Here is a 16,745-nt window from a genome sequence, read left to right as displayed (position 1 = left end):
TTGTTTCGAACATGGCTTGAAAGATTGTGCAACTGCAACATGAACTCGCCAAGCCTGCCCGCCCGATTGGACCGACACCGCCGCCACGGCACAACGGGCGGCTGTCTCGTGCGGTACACCGCGCACGGCACGCCGCCCTTGCGCTGGGCGATCAGGCGACGGTGTAGCCTTCTTCCTGGATGGCCTGGGCCAGAACCTCGCGCGTGCTGCTGCTCTGCACCACGACCCGGCCCGTGGCCAGGTCCACGGTGGTCGTGGCCTGGGCATCGATCTGGGCGACGGCCTGTTTCACGGCGCGTTCGCAGTGGCCGCATGTCATACCTTGGACTTGGAAAACGTGTTCCATGGGGGGCTCCTTCAGTGGGTGGTGGAAAGTACGACTGTAGCGCTGCGGCCCGCCTGTTCCACGTGGAACACGGTGGTGGCCCATGCATGCCGTAGAGTGTTTCTGGAAGTAACCATAAGACGGGGTTTTCTTTAGCCTTTGTTGTCAGTCTTGTCTGGCAAACTCTGCCCGTGGTTCTTGCGCGCCTGCATGCTTCGGTCTGCATGCCGGAGATGGTTGGTACAGGGCATCTGGCGCTGTGCTGGGTGATGTCAAGCGATAGAGAGGAAATCAGATCATGGGTCTGTTTGCACTGATGCGAATGTTCACCATCCGGGTGCGCATGCTCGGCGCCATTGCGGTGGTGCTGGTGTTGTTGGGCCTGTTGGGCGGTGCCGGGATGTTCGGCATGTTCCGCATTTACGACCTCAACCAGAGTTTTCTGAATGGTCCTTTCCAGCAGGCGGGCCTGGTGGCCAAGCTGCAGGGCAGCCTGACCCAGGTGCGCAACCTGGAGAAGGAAATGATCTTCCAGTATGAGCAGCCCGAACAGCTGAAGAAGACGCACGCCGAATGGACGACCAGCCTGCAGGCGGTGCAGGCCGCGGGCGCGGCCCTGGCCCAGGTGGCCCCGGCCCAGGATGGCGCCGTGGTGCAGCAATTGCTCAAGCACCTGGAGCAGTACCAGACCCTGTTTGCGCCGGTGGCCCGCCAGCTGCTGGACAACGGCTATGACAGCGCCACCGTGGCGCAGCGCGTGGGCCGCCGTGCTGGCGCCGAATTTGTCGAGGCCGAGAAACAGCTGCAGACCCTGGAGCAGCTGCTGCAGGCCCAGGCCCAGGCCGCCGAGGCCCGCGGCAGCCAGGTGGCGTCGCAGACCCAGTGGCTGTTTGTGCTGGCGCTGGTGATCACCACCTTGGTGGTGGCGCCGCTGACCCTGCTGAACATGGTGTCGATCTGCCGTCCGCTGACCGATGCCAAGCGCCTGGCCGATGCCATCGCCAAGGGCAATCTGACGGAGCAGCTGGACGTGGTGGGCAAGGACGAAGTGTCCGACCTGCAGAATGCACTGAAGGCCATGCAGGACAACCTGAACCGCATGGTGGGCCGCGTGCGCGACGCCAGCGGCAACATCGCGACCGCCAGCCAGGAAATTGCCGTCGGCAACGGCGACCTGTCGGCCCGCACCGAACAGACCGCCAGCAACCTGCAGCAGACCGTGGCGTCGCTGATGCAGCTGACGGCGACGGTGCAGCAGACCGCCTCGTCGGCGCAGATGGCCAACCAGCTGGCGGCGTCGGCCTCGCAAACCGCGGCGCAAGGCGGCTCGGTGGTGTCGCAGGCCGTGGAGAGCATGCACGAGATCTCGAGCTCCAGCCGCAAGATCGGCGACATCATCGGCCTGATCGATTCGATCGCCTTCCAGACCAACATCCTGGCGCTGAACGCCGCCGTGGAAGCCGCGCGCGCCGGCGAGCAGGGCCGTGGCTTTGCCGTGGTGGCCGGTGAAGTGCGCCTGCTGGCACGCCGCAGCGCCGAAGCGGCCAGCGATATCAAGCGACTGATCCAGAGCAGCGTGAACGCCGTCGATGGCGGTGTGCGCCACGTGGAGTCGGCCGGCAAGACCATGCAGGAAATCATGGGCAGCATCCAGCGGGTTGGCGACATCATCGGTGAGATCACCGCTGCGGCCAACGAGCAGTCCACCGGTATCTCGCAGGTCAACCAGGCCGTGGGTGACATCGACCAGATGACCCAGCAGAATGCGGCGCTGGTCGAGCAGTCGACCGCGGCCGCCGAGTCGCTCAAGGAACAGACCCACCAGCTGTCGGACGTGGTCAGCCAGTTCATCCTGAGCAACCAGCCCGCAGCGCTGTCTGCTGCGACACGCCCCCACAGCCTGCCACGCGCTGGCGGCGCCGTGCCTGTGGCATCCACCGCGCAGCGCGCCGATGCGCCGCTGCTGGGCTGAGTGCGGCCACCCTTCGGGGTGGTCTCCGGCGAAAAAGGCTTCCCGCAGGAAGCCTTTTTTCATGGCCGGGCGAGAGTGGTATGCCACCGGGGCAAGTCGGTGTTGGATGGGGCTTGCCAGGTCGCGCAGGCCGGACCAAGACCATGGCCCCGTCCTTGCGGCGGATGGTGAAAGTCCTGCTCGCTCAATGGGTCAAAGACATCCCTGGGAAAGGGTGGGAAAATCAAGGGTTTGCCCATGCCTCACTCCCGACCGCGTGGGCCGCAGCCGTGGAATGCCCCCGGCTGCCACAGGTGGATGAACACGCCACTGCGATGGAGCTTGAACATGCTGTACCCCCAAGAATTTGATGTGATCGTCGTCGGCGGCGGTCATGCTGGCACCGAAGCGGCGCTGGCGGCTGCCCGCATGGGCTGCCAAACATTGCTGTTGACCCACAACATTGAGACCCTGGGCCAGATGTCGTGCAACCCGTCCATCGGTGGCATTGGCAAGGGCCACCTGGTCAAGGAAGTGGATGCCCTGGGTGGAGCCATGGCCCTGGCCACCGACATGGGCGGGATCCAGTTCCGCATCCTGAACAGCTCCAAGGGGCCGGCTGTGCGGGCCACGCGTGCCCAGGCGGACCGCATCCTGTACAAGGCCGCGATCCGCGAGATGCTGGAGAACCAGCCCAACCTGTGGCTGTTCCAGCAGGCCGTGGACGACCTGATGGTGGAGGGCGACCGCGTGGTGGGCGCCGTCACCCAGGTGGGCATCCAGTTCAAATCCAAGACTGTGGTGCTGACCGCAGGCACCTTCCTGGACGGCAAGATCCACGTGGGCCTGGACAACTACGCCGCGGGCCGCGCCGGCGATCCCCCGGCCGTGACGCTGTCGGCACGCCTGAAGGAGCTGAAGCTGCCCCAGGGACGCTTGAAGACCGGCACACCACCACGCATCGATGGGCGCAGCATCGACTTCAGCCAGTGCACCGAGCAGCCCGGCGACGGCATGCCCGGCGGTGTGAACGAAGGCCATGTGCCGGTGTTCAGCTTCCGTGGTCATGCCGACATGCACCCGCGCCAGATGCCTTGCTGGATCACGCACACCAACGAGCGCACGCACGAGATCATCCGCAGCGGCTTTGACCGCAGCCCCATGTTCACCGGCAAGATCGAGGGCGTGGGCCCACGCTACTGCCCCAGCGTGGAAGACAAGATCAACCGCTTTGCCGACAAGGACAGCCACCAGATCTTCCTGGAGCCCGAAGGGCTGACGACCCACGAGTTCTATCCCAACGGCATTTCCACCAGCCTGCCCTTCGACATCCAGTACGCCCTGGTGCGTTCGATGAAGGGCCTGGAGAACGCCCACATCCTGCGCCCCGGCTACGCCATCGAGTACGACTACTTCGATCCCCGGGCGCTGAAGTCCAGCTTCGAGACCCGCCAGATCCAGGGCCTGTTCTTTGCCGGCCAGATCAATGGCACGACGGGTTACGAGGAAGCTGCCGCCCAGGGCCTGTTCGCCGGCATCAATGCCGGGCTGCAGGCGCGTGGCCAGGACGCCTGGACCCCACGCCGCGACGAGGCCTACCTGGGCGTGCTGGTGGACGACCTGATCACCAAGGGCGTGACCGAGCCCTACCGAATGTTCACCAGCCGGGCCGAGTTCCGTCTGCAGCTGCGTGAAGACAATGCCGACATGCGCCTGACCGAAATCGGTCGTCAGCTGGGCGTGGTGGGGGATGCGCAGTGGGACATGTTCAACCGCAAGCGCGACGCTGTTTCACGTGAAACAGAACGCCTGAAGGCCACCTGGGTGAATCCGCGCAGCCTGCCTGCGGCGGAAGCCGAGCGCGTGCTGGGCAAGAACATCGAGCGCGAGTACAACCTGTTCGACCTGCTGCGCCGCCCCGGCGTGGAGTACGGCACGCTGGTGTCCATGGACGATGGCAAGTACCAGTCGGAAGCGGTTTCACGTGAAACACTGGGCGAGCTGCACGAGGCCGTGCTCGAGCAGGTGGAGATTGCCGCCAAGTACTCCGGCTACATCGATCGCCAGAAGGACGAGGTGGAGCGTGCCGCGCACTATGAAACCCTGAAGCTGCCGGCTGAGCTGGATTACATGCAGGTCAGTGCCCTGTCGATCGAGGTGCGTCAGAAGCTGCAGAAGCACCGCCCCGAAACCCTGGGCCAGGCTTCGCGCATTTCCGGGGTGACACCGGCCGCCATCTCGCTGCTGATGATCCACCTGAAGAAGGGCGGCTTCAAGGAGTTCACGACCGCGGCTGCCAAGGAGTCCGCATGAGTGCCGATCTGCGCAAGCAGCTGGAACAGGGCGCTCAGGCGCTGCAACTGAATCTGTCCACGGCCCAGGTGGACCAGCTGATGGCTTTTCTGGACCTGCTGCAGAAGTGGAACAAGGTCTACAACCTGACGGCCGTGCGCGACCCGCAGGAGATGATGACCCACCACCTGCTGGACAGCCTGGCCGCCGTGCCGGCGCTGCGGCGCCATGTGCAGTCGCTGGGCAAAGCCGCGGGCGAGCGCACGGCCCAGCTGGATGTGGGCTCGGGTGGGGGACTGCCCGGTGTGGTGTTTGCTGTGTGCTGCCCCGAGGTGGACATCCACTGCGTGGACACCGTGGCCAAGAAGGCCGCCTTCCTGCAGCAGGCCGCCGTGGCACTGAAGCTGCCCAATCTGCGCGGCATCCATGCACGTGTGGAATCGCTGTCCGGTCCGTATGACATCGTCAGTTGCCGCGCCTTTGCCTCGCTGGTGGATTTCACCACCTGGTCGCGTGCCGCGATGGCGCCGCACGCGGTCTGGCTGGCCATGAAGGGCAAGCACCCGCAGGACGAAATCGACGCACTGGGGGCCGGCGTGCAGGTGTTTCACGTGGAACCATTGACCGTCCCCGGCCTGGATGCCGAGCGTTGTATTGTGTGGATGAAGCCGGTGGCCGACACACTTTGACAGTGCATGCGGCGTGCAGCTCGCATAAACTCGGGTTTTCAATACCGGGTGCCTGCAGTACGGCAACGCATCGCGCACCGGCTGTATTGAAAGGCCTCAGCCTCCGCGCTGGGCCTTTTTCCGTTGTGCGGCCAGTGTGTGCGGCCCGCCTTGTGTGTTCTCCGGGTGCCCGGTCACTTTCCATCAGCAATCTCTCATGGCCAAAATTTTCTGTATTGCCAATCAAAAGGGTGGCGTCGGCAAAACCACTACCGCAGTGAATCTGGCGGCGGGTCTGGCCAAGATTGGTCAGCGTGTCCTGTTGGTGGACCTGGACCCCCAGGGCAATTCCACCATGGGCTCCGGCATCGACAAGCGGGCCATGGAGCAGAGCGTGTACGACGTGCTGCTGGAGTCGTCGTCGATCCAGGAAGCCGCCGTGCTGTCGGAAAAGTGCGGCTACCACGTGCTGGGCGCCAACCGTGAACTCAGCGGTGCCGAGATCGAGCTGGTGGCGCTGGAGCGCCGCAACGAGCGCTTGAAGGCGGCCCTGGAGGTGGTGCAGTCCGACTTCGACTTTGTGCTGATCGACTGCCCGCCCAGCCTGTCCATGCTGACGCTCAACGGCCTGTGCTCGGCCCACGGCGTGATCGTGCCCATGCAGTGCGAGTACTTTGCGCTGGAAGGGCTGACCGACCTGGTCAACACCATCAAGCAGGTGCATGCCAACATGAACAAGCACCTGCAGATCATCGGGCTGCTGCGTGTCATGTTCGATCCGCGCACCACGCTGCAGCAGCAGGTCAGCGACCAGCTCAAGGCCCACTTCGGCGACAAGGTGTTTGACACCGTCATTCCGCGCAATGTGCGGCTGGCGGAAGCCCCCAGCTACGGCGTGCCGGGCGTGGTGTTCGACCCCGCGGCCAAGGGCAGCAAGGCCTTCATCGAGTTTGCCGAAGAGATGGTCCAGCGCATCCAGAAGATGTGAGGGGCGTTGGGGTTTTAAGCCAAAAAGGCCTCCAGCCCCGATGCAGCCAGCGCTGACAGCTATGAATCACGAAGTCATGACCCCCAACCCATCTGCCCGCGTCCTGCTGCTGCCCGGCTGGCAGAACTCGGACGCGCTGCATTGGCAAAGCCAGTGGGAAACCCTGTACGGCTACGAACGCCTGCAGCAGCACGACTGGCAGCGCCCGCTGCGCGGCGACTGGTCGGCGCGTCTGCAGGAGACGGTGGTGGACAGTGCCCAGCCCGTGGTGCTGGTGGCGCACAGCCTGGGCTGTGTGCTGACCGCCTGGTGGGCCGCCCATTCGCCGCTGGCCCGCACGCGGGTGCTGGGCGCGCTGCTGGTGGCCCCGGCCGATACCGAGGCCGAGCCGGTGGCGGCACAGCTGCCCGGCTGGCAGCCCGTGGCCCAGGCCCGGCTGCCGTTTCCCAGCATCGTGGTCGCCAGCCAGGACGACCCGTATTGCCGCTGGGACCGCAGCCAGCATTTCGCCCAGGCCTGGGGGGCGGAGCTGGTCGATCTCGGGCCTGCGGGCCACATCAACACCGCCAGCGGCCTGGGCCGCTGGGATGCCGGGCATGCGCTGCTGCGCGGCCTGATCAAGGAATAAGGAACAAGCATGGCAACCAAGAAACCCAAGGGTCTGGGGCGTGGTCTGGAAGCATTGCTCGGCCCCACCGTGGACGACACCCCGGCCGCTGGCAGCGGCAGCGACCTGCCCAACAGCCTGCCAGTGACCGAGCTGGTGGCGGGCCAGTACCAGCCGCGCACGCGCATGGACGAAGGCGCGCTGTACGAGCTGGCCGAAAGCATCAAGGCCCAGGGCATCATGCAGCCCATCCTGGTGCGCAAGCTGGCCCAGGGGGCACACGCTGGTAAGTACGAAATCATCGCCGGTGAGCGCCGCTTCCGCGCCTCCAAGCTGGCCGGCCTGGACCGCGTGCCGGTGCTGGTGCGCGACGTGCCCGACGAGGCCGCCGCCGCCATGGCGCTGATCGAGAACATCCAGCGCGAAGACCTGAACCCGCTGGAAGAGGCCCAGGGCCTGGCGCGCCTGGTCCAGGAGTTCCACTACACGCACGAGCAGGCGGCGCAGTCGGTGGGGCGCTCGCGCTCGGCCGCGTCCAACCTGCTGCGCCTGCTGAACCTGGCCGAGCCGGTGCAGACCATGCTCATGGCCGGCGACATCGACATGGGCCATGCGCGCGCGCTGCTGGCCCTGGACAAGGCCGAACAGATCACCACGGCCAACCAGATCACGGCGCGCAAACTGTCCGTGCGCGAGGCCGAATCCCTGGTCAAGAAGGTCGCCGAGGCCGACGACGGCACGGCGGCCAAGGCCCGCAAACCCGCCAAGTCGCGCGACGTGCAGCGGGTGGAGGAAGAGCTGTCCGACCTGCTGATGGCACAGGTCGAGGTGCGTGTGAAAAAGCGCGTCAAGCGCCACGGCAAGGTCCAGGACATGGGCGAAGTCTCCATCCAGTTTGGTTCGCTGGACGAGCTCAATGGCCTGATCGAACGCCTGCGCGGCTAGCGCAGGTGCGCCATGTAAAAAGGCCTTCGTTAGAAGGCCTTTTTGATGTTCCCAAAAGTTTACTTGCCAACTTTGAGCTGTCCGCCGCGGCCGAGTCCCCCCTTCACTTCTTGGGCCTTGTAGTTGCGCAGTGATACAACCATCTTGTTGTAGGCATCCATGAAGGCTGCTACGGAAGCTTTGCCCTCAGGGGTACGCGAGAAGCCACCCAAGCTGCCGCCTGCGCCGCCCCCAAAAGCACCCAAGGCTGCACCATAGTTGGTGGCCGTGGCATTGCCTTCCGAAATAGACAGCTGTACGCCGGAGCGTATGTCATACATGGTCATGGTCACGACCGACTGTTTGCTTTGTAGCGAACCTGCCAAGGCACCGGCTACACCACCAAACAGCCCTCCGAGATTGGAGGCCAGACCACCCACAGACTCATTGTTGATGATGATGGCCGGTTCCAGGAAGTAGTCGGCCGCAACGCGCTGGCCCTTTTGTTGCTTCGATCACGCACGGAATTCACCAGAGTTGCGCTGCTTGTCGGTGATGGCGCCAAGTTTGCTTTCCGTACGGTTGTTGCCGATCGACGTAATCACGAAGCAGTTGGACTGTTGCACGGCCAAGCGGATTAGAGGCTCGATAGAGGTGACTTGGGTGGCTGCTCCAAAGCTGGCATACCACTCCTTGCCACGACCATCGTCCACGGCCAGGGTGCCTAGCGGTGCGTCACAACGCTCCAACGAAGCATTCGCATCCACACTGGTGGCGCCACCGGCTGCGCCGCTGGCGGCTGTGGGGGCACTGCCCGTGCTGATCGTGCCGCCGGGGGTCACGCAGCCCGTCAGGGCGAGTGCCGATGTCAATGCCAGTAGCGGCAGGCTGATCTGGGTCTTGGTCATGGAAAAGGGTCCTCTCTTTGGAATGGATCAAAAAAATAAAAATGGGGTTGCAAGCCGGCGCATCAGCGCAAGATCCAGCCGGCGTCGCTCCAGTACCAGTAGTACGACGTAGATGCGTACCAGTGGCCCCACGATTTGCGCGCAAGCTCGCGCACTTGGTACTGCGCCTGTTCGCTTTGCTGTGCAGCTTGTGCTTGTGGCAGCAGTTGTTGGGCCTCACGATTGCCTTGCGCAGCGGCACGGCTCAACCATGCCGCTGCTTCAGCAGGATCGGCACCCATTTCTTCAAACCCCACCAAGTACAGGCGGCCCAGGGCCATCTGTGCTTCGGGCAGACCGTGGTCACCGGCTTTGCGCATCCATTCCAGTGCTTGGTAACTGTTGCGTTCGACGCCATCCCCGCGCAAGAGGCGCAGTGCTAGGTCGTAGGCCGCTTTGGGATTGCCTTCTGCCATTTGGGTCAACACGGCCAAACGGCGCTCGGCCTGTAGATCGGTGGGCGTGCTTTGGAACGTGACAGTGTTGCGGTCCTGGCTCACACAGCTGGAGCCGGTACACACCCGCACATTTGGAGTGCGCACCAATTGATCTGATGGGCTCTGGGCCGCACAGCCCAGCAGCACAAAGCTGGTGCTGAAAGACACCGTCAAAAATTTCCACATGCTCTCTCCGCTCTTTTGTTTGTAGGTATTTTTAGATTTTTGTGTTTTTCTTCGGTTAGTGCTTACTTGGTTTCTTTTAGATACTTTTTGGTGCGTTTTCCCGCCGTAAGGCACTTGCATAGACACAGTTTTTGTTGCTTCACATCGGACATGCAGGTGCTGATATCGGGCACCATGCTGGAATGAAGTGTATGAATCGGCTGATCTGGCCCCTGCCGGCCTTGTTGGTGTGGGCCCTGGCATGGCTCAGTTTTGGCGTGCTCCAGTCCTGGGCCCCCTGGTGGGCGGCGCTGGGCGCGGCCTTGCTGGTCGGGCTGGCCGGCAGTTTGCTGGGGGCCACCTGGTGGCGGCGGCTGATGATGGCCCTGGGCTTTCCGCTGTCGTGGCTGGTGGTGTCGGCCGGGGCCGTGCCTGCCTGGCTGTGGCTGCTGCCACTGGCCGTGATGTTGCTGGTCTATCCCCTGAATGCCTGGCGCGATGCGCCGGTGTTCCCGACGCCGGCCGGTGCGCTGGATGGCCTGTCGGACCGCATTGCCCTGCCCGAGGGCGCGCGCGTGCTGGATGCCGGCAGCGGCCTGGGCGATGGTCTGATGGCCTTGCACCGTGCTTGGCCGCAGGCCCGTGTGCATGGCGTGGAATGGAGCTGGCCGCTGCGCTGGGCCAGCGCCTTGCGCTGCCCCTGGGCCACGGTGCGGCGCGGGGACCTGTGGCAGGTCGATTGGGGCGATTACGCCCTGGTCTACCTGTTCCAGCGGCCCGAGAGCATGAGCCGCGCCGCCGTCAAATCGCTGGGCGAGATGCGTGCCGGCAGCTGGCTGGTCAGCCTGAACTTCCCCATCCCCGATGCGACGCCGGTGCATGTGGCCACGCTGGCGGATGGCCGCGAGGTCTATGCCTACCAAGCGCCGTTGGCCGAGGTGGACCATGCCAGCGTCGAGGACGACGAGGTGGCCGGCATGCTGCCGCTGCGCACCCCGGGGATCCAGGTCAACGGGCAGAACCTGTATCCGCGCAAGGGCCGCCCGGGCGGGCGTCGGCGCTCGCACTGAGCACGTCCATCCACGAGCAGGGGAACGCACCAATGCTGCAGCCGCGATCGCTGCGTAGCCTCAGGGTGCACCCAGGCCCTGGCCCAGGAAGGCGGCAGCGGTCATGCCCACGGTGCGCCGCACCAGGGCGCTGAAGGCGCTGGGCGTGTAGCCCAGCTCGGCGGCGATCTGGGCAATCGACCAGTGCCGCGCCGCCAGGGCCACGGCCTGGGCCAGCACCACCTGCTGGCGCCACTGGGTGAAGGTGCAGCCCAGCTCGCTGCGGAACAGGCGCGCCACGGTGCGCAGGCTGGCCCCGGTGTCCAGCACCCAGTCCTCCAGGCGTTCGTGCCGCGTCGGGTCCTGCAGCACGGCCTCGCACAGGTTCTTCAGGCGCTTGTCCTGGGGCAGCAGCACCCCGAGGTGCATGATGCGGGCGCGGCGCAGCTCCTCGCAGATCAGGGCGCTGAGGTGGTGCTCGCGCGCCACGACGGCGGGCGACAGCGGGGCGGCTTCGTCGCTGCCGGTGTCCATTTCCACCACCAGGGCGCGCAGCAGGGGGCTGGCTTCCAGCACGCGGCACTGCTGCCAGTCCGGCGCCGCCATCCAGCGCGCCTGCGGGCCGCCACCATGCGCTTCGGGCAGGAAGTACAAGGTGTACAGGCGCGCGGTCTCCACCATGGTCACGGCGTGCTCCACCCCGGGCGGCACCCACACGGCGCGGTGCGGGGGCACGATGTAGGTGGCGTCGGCCAGCGACAGGCGGATCACGCCGCCGGTGGAAATGGCCAGCTGTGCCCAGGCGTGGGCGTGCGGCATGATCAGCGTGTCGCGGTCCAGCTCGCGCATCTTGGAGCGCACGGGGCGCTGCGCATGCGGCTGGTAGAGCACCGGGTCCAGCAGCGGAATTTGCGCCAGCGTGCGCGCGTGGCGGTGGGGGTTCACGCCGGCGGCGGCCGGTGGCAGCACAAAGTGGGCAGACATGGTGCGTGGTTGGCAGTTTTGCGATAGCTTTTGGCCGACTATCGCATACCTGCCGCGCTCCTGCTGCCTAAGATGCGACGCATGACTGCTTCCGAGATTGCAACGGCTGCCCCCGAGCGCCGCGACGCGCGCACCATTGGCCTGGTGGGCCTGGCCCATGGTTCCTCGCACTTCTTCCACCTGCTGCTGCCGCCGCTGTTCCCCTGGCTGATCGCCGACTTCAACACCAGCTACTCGCAGCTGGGCGCCATGGTGTCGCTGTTCTTCGTGGTCTCGGGCGTGGGGCAGATGCTGTCGGGCTTCCTGGTCGACAAGGTGGGTGCGCAGCGCGTGCTGCTGGCGGCGCTGAGCAGCTTTGTCGTGGCCGGCCTGATGGCGGCGGCCGCGCAGAACTACGCCATGCTGCTGGCGGCCTCGTTCTTCGCCGGTCTGGGCAATGCACCCTTCCACCCGGTGGACTTCACCATCCTCAACAAGCGCGTCACGGCGCAGAACATCGGCCATGCGTTCTCGGTGCATGGCATCTCCGGCAACATCGGCTGGGCCATGGCCCCGGTGTTCATGATGGGCATCACCACCTGGACTGGATCGTGGCGCATCGCCTGCGTCTGCGGCGCCTTGTTTGCCGCCAGCGTGCTGGTCACCATGTGGTGCAATCGCCGCTGGCTGGACGACCGGGCGTTCGATACCGCCGCGGGCAACGCTAAGGCCCGAGCGGCGGCCGCCGCCTCGGGCGAGAGCCCGTTCGCCTACCTGAAGCTGCCCGCCGTGTGGATGTGCTTCGCCTTCTTCTTCTTCAGCACCGTGGCGCTGAGCGCCATCCAGAACTTCGCCAGCACCGTCCTGCACCTGATGTACGAGCTGCCGCTGACGCAGACCGCCCTGGTGGTCACGGGCTTCATGCTGTGCGGTGCCGTGGGCATGGTTGGCGGCGGCTTTCTGGCGCAGCGCACGCAGCGGCTGGAAAAGATCATCGCCACCTTCCTGCTGCTGGCCGCGGCCTGCCTGGCCCTGGTGGCCACGGGCTGGCTGCCGGGCACGCTGGCGCTGGTCGTGGCCTCGGTGGCCGGCTTCGGTCACGGTCTGGCCGGCCCCTCGCGCGACATGCTGATCAAGCGCGCCACGCCGGCCGGGGCCACGGGCCGTGTCTACGGCACGGTGTATTCGGGCCTGGACACGGGCTTTGCCGTGGCGGCGCCGATGTTCGGCTGGATGATGGACCACCAGCTGCACAGCCAGGTGTTCTTTGGCGCCTCGCTGGCCCTGGCCATCAGCGTCCTGGCCGCCAGTGCGGTGGGCGTGCAGCTGCACCACAAGCGCATGGCGGCGCAGGCGGTCGCCTGAGCACCATTGCTTCACCCCACCAATACAAAAGGCCGCAACCGCGGCCTTTTTTTGTAGCGGTTAGCGCTTGTCCCTGCTGGATTTCAAAAGAAAAAAACCTTGAAATCCAGCGATGACCAGCGCGAGTCGCTTTGATATTTGGAGCAGATCATGCCACCCGCAGTGCGTCGTTGCCTTGCCGTACCGGGTGTGCGGTCTGCGGTTGCACGCTGGGCCTCGACCACCAAGCGGCGGTGGGCGGCGCTTACAGCGCAAAGATCTTGCCGGGGTTCAGGATCTGCTTGGGGTCCAGGGCCAGCTTGATGGCGCGCATCATGGCGATGGCGCCGTCGCCGCATTCCTCGCGCAGGAAGTCCTGCTTGTGGATGCCGATGCCGTGCTCGCCGGTGCAGGTGCCTTCCATAGCGATGGCGCGGCGCACCAGGCGGTGGTTCAGGTCTTCGGCGCGGGCGCGTTCGTCGGCGCTGTCGGGGTCGATCAGGTAGCCGAAGTGGAAGTTGCCGTCGCCCACGTGGCCGACCAGGAAGTAGGGCAGGCCGCTGGCATTCACCTCGTCGATGGACTCCAGCAGGCAGTCCGCCAGGCGGCTGATGGGCACGCAGGTGTCGGTGGTGATGGAGCGGCAGCCCGGGCGGCTCTGGATGCCGGCAAAGTAGGCGTTGTGGCGCGCGGTGAACAGGCGCGTGCGCTCCTCGGGCGTGTCGGCCCATTCAAAGCCCTGGGCGTTGAACTCGGCCGCAATGTCCTGCACCAGCTCGGCCTGTTCCTTCACGCCGTTGGGCGAGCCGTGGAACTCCATCAGCAGCATGGGTTCCTCGCGCAGCGTGAGGTGGCTGTGCTTGTTGACCATGGCCACGGTGGCGGCGTCCACCAGCTCCACGCGCGCGATCGGCACGCCCATCTGGATGGTCTGGATCACGGTGTGCACCGCATCGGCAATCGTGGGGAAGGAGCACACGGCGGCGCTCACCGCCTCGGGCAGCGGGAACAGGCGCAGCGTGATCTCGGTGAAGATGCCCAGCGTGCCTTCGCTGCCCACCATCAGGCGGGTCAGGTCGTAGCCGGCTGCGCTTTTCTTGGCGCGGTTGCCGGTGCGGATGACCTCGCCGCTGGCGGTCACCACCTCCAGCGCCAGCACGTTCTCGCGCATGGTGCCGTAGCGCACGGCATTCGTGCCGCTGGCGCGCGTGGCGGTCATGCCGCCGATGGACGCGTCGGCCCCGGGGTCGATGGGGAAGAACAGGCCCTGGTCCTTGATGGCGTCGTTGAGTTGCTTGCGCAGGATGCCGGGCTGCACGGTCACGGTCATGTCCTCGGCGTTGACGCGCAGCACCCGGTTCATGCGGCTGACGTCGATGCTGATACCGCCCTGCACGGCCAGCAGATGGCCCTCCAGCGAGGAGCCGGCACCGTAGGCGATCACCGGCACGGTGTACTGGTCGGCCAGCTGCACGGCATCGGCCACGTCCTGCGTGCTTTCGGCATAGACCACGGCGACGGGCGGTGGGGCCTGGATGGAGCCTTCGTCGCGGCCGTGCTGTTCGCACACGGCCTGGGCGGTGGAGCACTGCTTGCCGAAGCGGGCCGCCAGGGCCTCCAGAAACGCGGGCGCAATGGCGCGGGGTTGCAGGTGGGCGGGGGCGGTGGGGGCATTCATGTGGCGGACTCCAAGACAGGGGCAAAAGAATACCACCGGCACCGCGGGCGTTGCGCCCGCCATCGGCTGGGGCCGCACTCGCCAAGCGGGGGCCCTGGGGCGGCCTGGGCGCCGGGCCGCAGACGCTGCTCAGCGTGCAGGCTGGGTGTGCTGCAGGAACTCCTGCAGCGACAGCTGGCCGTTGCCGTCGCGGTCCCATTGGTCGAACTGCGCGGCCACGCTGGGCAGGTGCTCGGCCTCCTCGCGCGAGAGCTGGCCGTCGCGGTTGCGGTCGGCGCGCTTGAACACGGCCGTCGGGGTGATGGCCAGCGTGGCCGTGGTGGTGGTCGTGGCTGTGGCGGTGCTGGTGGGGGGGTGCCCTTGTCCTGGGCCATCACGGCGGCGGTGCCGCCCAGGGTCAGACTGGCGAACAGCAGTACGCTGCGCACATCGAAAGCATGCAGTTGGCGTCGGCTGGTGGGCATGGCAAGGCTCCTGGGAAAGTTCAACAGGCTTGCATTGCACCGTGGGCGCCAGGGCATGTCCACGCTTTTTGCAGGCTGTTTCCCGGGTGAACATCTGCCTGCGCTATGTAACGCACAATCGCGGCAATGCCCGGCCGGGGCGTTCATGCAGGAGTTTTTCGGATGGGCAATCGCCTCACACAAATCGCCACCCGCACCGGGGATGACGGCAGCACGGGTCTGGGCGACAACACCCGGGTGTCCAAGCACAGCGGACGCCCGCATGCCATGGGCGATGTGGACGAGCTCAATTCCCACATCGGCCTGTTGCTGTGCGAGCCGCTGCCTGACGACGTGCGCGCGCTGCTGGTCGAGGTGCAGCACCAGCTGTTCAACCTGGGTGGCGAGCTGTCCATGCCCGGCTACGAGCTGCTCAAGGACGACGCGCTGCTGCACCTGGACACGGCCCTGGCGCACTACAACGCTCAGTTGCCGCGCCTGCTGGAGTTCATCCTGCCGGCCGGCACGCGCGCCGCGTCGCAGGCCCATGTCTGTCGCACCGTGGCGCGCCGCGCCGAGCGCCATGTGGTGGCCCTGCAGGAGCAGGAGGCCATGCGCGCCGCGCCGCGCCAGTACCTGAATCGCCTGTCGGACCTGCTGTTCGTGCTGGCGCGCGTGCTCAACCGCGTGGACGGTGGCGACGATGTGTACTGGAAGAGCGAGCGCCTGGCGCAGATGCAGAGCGACGGCGAGTGAGCCTCGCACTGAAAAAGTGAGCGGTTGATGCTGTCTGGTTGATGGTTGTGAATTGAAAAAGCTTTGAAAACCAATTCTGACCATCGCCAGCTGCTCTTTTTGTTGAAGCGGTTGCGCGGTGCAGGCCGCAGATCGACAAGAATCACAGGGCCGCAACAAGGAGCCCGGGCATGCGTTTACGTCACATCGAGGTGTTCAATGCCGTCATGCAGACGGGCAGCGTCAGCGCGGCCGCGCGGCTGATCAACGTCACCCAGCCCGCCGTCAGCCGCACCCTGCAGCACGCCGAGCTGCAACTGGGCTTCGCCCTGTTCGAGCGCGCCCGCGGGCGGCTGACGCCGACCAACGAGGCCATGGCGCTGTTCCCGCATGTCGAGAAGCTGTACGAGCAACTGGACGAGGTGCAGCGCCTGGCTGCGGGCCTGCGCCACGGCGCCGTCACCGACCGCCTGCAGGTGTTGACGGTGTTCGCCCTCAGCCGCGAGGTGCTGCCGCACGCCGTCGCGGGTTTCCGCCAGAGATACCCCCAGGTCCAGGTCACGGTGCAGGCCCTGCACACGCCCCAGGTGGTGTCCGGCCTGCTGCTGCAGGAGGCCGATGTCGGCTTCGTCATCAGCTCCGCCGGCCAGCACGCGCTGGAGCGCGAATCCCTGGCCGAGGTGGACATGCACTGCATCGTGCCCAAGGGCCTGCTGCCGCCTTCGCGCATCAAGCCGGCGGGCATGGCGCTGCAGGACCTGGCCGACCTGCCGGTGGTGGCACTGGACGCCCGCGACCCGCTGGGCATGCGCATCAACCAGGCCTGCCGCGAGCACGGCGTGGGCCTGTCGCCCGTGGTCACGGTGCAGACCTACCACGCCGCCCTGTCGATGGCGGAATACGGGCTGGGGATTGCCATCGTGGATGGCTGCACGGCCTCGGCGGCCGACCGGCGCAAGGTGCACGTGCTGCCCCTGCTGCCGCGCATCACCGTCAGCGTGAACGCCTTGCACCTGGCGCAGCGGCCCAGCTCGGTGCTGGCCCGCGCCATGACGCAGGAGATGCGCAAGGCCCTGCGCGAGCTGCTCTAGGACCGTCCCTCAGGCCTGGGCCAGTGCGGCCACCAGGCGCTGGGCCGAGCCGAAGGACAGCGTCAGCCCCAGGGCGCCGTGGCCGGTCTGCAGCCACAGGTTGCGCGGCCCGCCGGCGGCGCGGCCGGTGAGGGGCAG

The 16,745-nt window shown here is 66.1% G+C and carries 15 protein-coding genes and 2 pseudogenes; 10 read left to right on the top strand and 7 right to left on the bottom strand.

Annotated elements, in window-relative coordinates; all coding sequences use genetic code 11:
• Nucleotides 1-151 precede the first annotated feature (151 nt).
• The gene (locus tag SJH88_RS06315) at nt 152-346 is read right to left on the bottom strand and encodes a heavy-metal-associated domain-containing protein (RefSeq protein ID WP_274753930.1); all 195 of its coding nucleotides are present in this window, start codon (nt 344-346) and stop codon (nt 152-154) included.
• 277 nt (nt 347-623) lie between these two features.
• Here SJH88_RS06315 and SJH88_RS06310 point away from each other — a divergent pair, with 277 nt between their 5' ends.
• From SJH88_RS06310 to SJH88_RS06285, 6 genes are all read left to right on the top strand, one after another.
• Entirely contained in the window at nt 624-2,297 is a 1,674-nt protein-coding gene (locus SJH88_RS06310) for a methyl-accepting chemotaxis protein (RefSeq protein ID WP_274753929.1), read from the top strand.
• Between the two features lie 327 nt (nt 2,298-2,624).
• Entirely contained in the window at nt 2,625-4,589 is a 1,965-nt protein-coding gene (mnmG, locus tag SJH88_RS06305) for a tRNA uridine-5-carboxymethylaminomethyl(34) synthesis enzyme MnmG (RefSeq protein WP_042412060.1), read from the top strand.
• Nucleotides 4,586-5,257 (top strand): 16S rRNA (guanine(527)-N(7))-methyltransferase RsmG, encoded by a 672-nt coding sequence (rsmG, locus tag SJH88_RS06300; RefSeq protein ID WP_042412058.1) that lies wholly within the window; start codon nt 4,586-4,588, stop codon nt 5,255-5,257. Before mnmG ends, rsmG begins: the two co-directional genes overlap by 4 nt.
• Nucleotides 5,258-5,453: 196 nt before the next feature.
• A complete protein-coding gene (locus SJH88_RS06295; RefSeq protein WP_274753928.1) occupies nt 5,454-6,224 on the top strand; it encodes a ParA family protein in 771 nt (256 codons plus the stop codon).
• A 61-nt stretch (nt 6,225-6,285) separates the two neighbouring features.
• Nucleotides 6,286-6,852 (top strand): RBBP9/YdeN family alpha/beta hydrolase, encoded by a 567-nt coding sequence (locus SJH88_RS06290; protein ID WP_274753927.1) that lies wholly within the window; start codon nt 6,286-6,288, stop codon nt 6,850-6,852.
• 9 nt (nt 6,853-6,861) lie between these two features.
• Complete coding sequence (locus SJH88_RS06285; protein ID WP_154164147.1) at nt 6,862-7,776, top strand: ParB/RepB/Spo0J family partition protein; 915 nt, start codon at nt 6,862-6,864, stop codon at nt 7,774-7,776.
• A 59-nt stretch (nt 7,777-7,835) separates the two neighbouring features.
• Here the strand turns inward: SJH88_RS06285 and SJH88_RS06280 are convergent.
• Both SJH88_RS06280 and SJH88_RS06275 read right to left on the bottom strand, forming a co-directional pair.
• Nucleotides 7,836-8,663, bottom strand: a pseudogene (locus tag SJH88_RS06280) (hypothetical protein).
• A gap of 62 nt (nt 8,664-8,725) precedes the next feature.
• A complete protein-coding gene (locus tag SJH88_RS06275; RefSeq protein WP_231907197.1) occupies nt 8,726-9,445 on the bottom strand; it encodes a tetratricopeptide repeat protein in 720 nt (239 codons plus the stop codon).
• A 71-nt stretch (nt 9,446-9,516) separates the two neighbouring features.
• Between SJH88_RS06275 and SJH88_RS06270 the strand changes: the two genes are divergently transcribed.
• A complete protein-coding gene (locus SJH88_RS06270) occupies nt 9,517-10,374 on the top strand; it encodes a class I SAM-dependent methyltransferase (protein WP_274753926.1) in 858 nt (285 codons plus the stop codon).
• 60 nt (nt 10,375-10,434) lie between these two features.
• Here the strand turns inward: SJH88_RS06270 and SJH88_RS06265 are convergent, their stop codons facing one another.
• Nucleotides 10,435-11,337, bottom strand: coding sequence for a helix-turn-helix domain-containing protein (locus tag SJH88_RS06265; protein ID WP_154164146.1), 903 nt, complete (start codon nt 11,335-11,337; stop codon nt 10,435-10,437).
• Between the two features lie 72 nt (nt 11,338-11,409).
• Here SJH88_RS06265 and SJH88_RS06260 point away from each other — a divergent pair, with 72 nt between their 5' ends.
• Nucleotides 11,410-12,681: an MFS transporter gene (locus tag SJH88_RS06260; protein ID WP_420921722.1), complete on the top strand. Its 1,272-nt coding sequence runs from the start codon at nt 11,410-11,412 to the stop codon at nt 12,679-12,681.
• 244 nt (nt 12,682-12,925) lie between these two features.
• Here SJH88_RS06260 and SJH88_RS06255 read toward each other — a convergent pair whose 3' ends face one another.
• Both SJH88_RS06255 and SJH88_RS19870 read right to left on the bottom strand, forming a co-directional pair.
• A complete protein-coding gene (locus SJH88_RS06255) occupies nt 12,926-14,338 on the bottom strand; it encodes an FAD-binding oxidoreductase (RefSeq protein WP_274753924.1) in 1,413 nt (470 codons plus the stop codon).
• A gap of 129 nt (nt 14,339-14,467) precedes the next feature.
• Nucleotides 14,468-14,896, bottom strand: coding sequence for a hypothetical protein (locus tag SJH88_RS19870; RefSeq protein ID WP_479680501.1), 429 nt, complete (start codon nt 14,894-14,896; stop codon nt 14,468-14,470).
• Between the two features lie 68 nt (nt 14,897-14,964).
• Here SJH88_RS19870 and SJH88_RS06245 point away from each other — a divergent pair, with 68 nt between their 5' ends.
• Nucleotides 14,965-15,537 carry a cob(I)yrinic acid a,c-diamide adenosyltransferase gene (locus SJH88_RS06245; protein WP_274753922.1) on the top strand — a complete coding sequence of 191 codons (573 nt, stop codon included), beginning with the start codon at nt 14,965-14,967 and terminating at the stop codon, nt 15,535-15,537.
• A gap of 170 nt (nt 15,538-15,707) precedes the next feature.
• On the top strand, nt 15,708-16,607 hold the full coding sequence (locus SJH88_RS06240; RefSeq protein WP_274753921.1) for a LysR substrate-binding domain-containing protein: 900 nt from the start codon (nt 15,708-15,710) through the stop codon (nt 16,605-16,607).
• A 9-nt stretch (nt 16,608-16,616) separates the two neighbouring features.
• Here SJH88_RS06240 and SJH88_RS06235 read toward each other — a convergent pair.
• Nucleotides 16,617-16,745: pseudogene (locus SJH88_RS06235) on the bottom strand (amino acid dehydrogenase); the annotation flags it as partial.

The sequence above is a fragment of the Comamonas sp. GCA5 genome (genome assembly GCF_036541385.1).
GTDB lineage: Bacteria > Pseudomonadota > Gammaproteobacteria > Burkholderiales > Burkholderiaceae_C > Comamonas > Comamonas aquatica.
This window is presented reverse-complemented; position numbering and strand designations above follow the sequence as displayed.

Bases quoted from the DNA above. Each gene is read 5' to 3' on its own strand.
- SJH88_RS06315 (WP_274753930.1), bottom strand. From the start codon at position 346: ATGGAACACGTTTTCCAAGTCCAAGGTATGACATGCGGCCACTGCGAA.
- SJH88_RS06310 (WP_274753929.1), top strand. From the start codon at position 624: ATGGGTCTGTTTGCACTGATGCGAATGTTCACCATCCGGGTGCGCATG.
- mnmG (WP_042412060.1), top strand. From the start codon at position 2,625: ATGCTGTACCCCCAAGAATTTGATGTGATCGTCGTCGGCGGCGGTCAT.
- rsmG (WP_042412058.1), top strand. From the start codon at position 4,586: ATGAGTGCCGATCTGCGCAAGCAGCTGGAACAGGGCGCTCAGGCGCTG.
- SJH88_RS06295 (WP_274753928.1), top strand. From the start codon at position 5,454: ATGGCCAAAATTTTCTGTATTGCCAATCAAAAGGGTGGCGTCGGCAAA.
- SJH88_RS06290 (WP_274753927.1), top strand. From the start codon at position 6,286: ATGAATCACGAAGTCATGACCCCCAACCCATCTGCCCGCGTCCTGCTG.
- SJH88_RS06285 (WP_154164147.1), top strand. From the start codon at position 6,862: ATGGCAACCAAGAAACCCAAGGGTCTGGGGCGTGGTCTGGAAGCATTG.
- SJH88_RS06275 (WP_231907197.1), bottom strand. From the start codon at position 9,445: ATGCAAGTGCCTTACGGCGGGAAAACGCACCAAAAAGTATCTAAAAGA.
- SJH88_RS06270 (WP_274753926.1), top strand. From the start codon at position 9,517: ATGAATCGGCTGATCTGGCCCCTGCCGGCCTTGTTGGTGTGGGCCCTG.
- SJH88_RS06265 (WP_154164146.1), bottom strand. From the start codon at position 11,337: ATGTCTGCCCACTTTGTGCTGCCACCGGCCGCCGCCGGCGTGAACCCC.
- SJH88_RS06260 (WP_420921722.1), top strand. From the start codon at position 11,410: ATGCGACGCATGACTGCTTCCGAGATTGCAACGGCTGCCCCCGAGCGC.
- SJH88_RS06255 (WP_274753924.1), bottom strand. From the start codon at position 14,338: ATGAATGCCCCCACCGCCCCCGCCCACCTGCAACCCCGCGCCATTGCG.
- SJH88_RS19870 (WP_479680501.1), bottom strand. From the start codon at position 14,896: ATGTTCACCCGGGAAACAGCCTGCAAAAAGCGTGGACATGCCCTGGCG.
- SJH88_RS06245 (WP_274753922.1), top strand. From the start codon at position 14,965: ATGGGCAATCGCCTCACACAAATCGCCACCCGCACCGGGGATGACGGC.
- SJH88_RS06240 (WP_274753921.1), top strand. From the start codon at position 15,708: ATGCGTTTACGTCACATCGAGGTGTTCAATGCCGTCATGCAGACGGGC.